Raw genomic sequence first — 313 nt, 5'->3', positions numbered from 1 at the left:
GGGGGGGGGCGGGGCCCCCCCCCGCGCCGCCCCACGAACGGCGGCACACACCGATAACCCCCAGCCGGTGCCCCGCCCATCGCCCGGCGCGGGTGGAGGCTCTTTGAGGGTCGCGCCGCGCGCGTCGGGCCCCCGCCCCGCCGCCCCCCCGGAGCGCCCCCGCGGCCCCCCGGCCCCGGCCTGCCCCGCCGACCAGATCCTCGACGCGGCCCGCCGGGTGGCGCCCGGCGGCCCGGCGACGGACCCGGCCGTCAGCGCGCAGCGGCGGCAGCCGACCGCCCCCCGCCCGGGGCCGTTGCTGAGGCTGGCCCCG

1 pseudogene is annotated in these 313 nt (G+C 85.9%); it reads left to right on the top strand.

The window, feature by feature from the left end:
* Positions 1–103: 103 nt before the first annotated feature.
* Positions 104–313 (top strand): annotated as a pseudogene (locus tag PUR71_RS00615) (hypothetical protein); the annotation flags it as partial.

The sequence above is a fragment of the Streptomyces sp. SP17BM10 genome (genome assembly GCF_036322405.1).
In the GTDB taxonomy this organism is placed as follows: Bacteria; Actinomycetota; Actinomycetes; order Streptomycetales; family Streptomycetaceae; genus Kitasatospora.
This window is presented reverse-complemented; position numbering and strand designations above follow the sequence as displayed.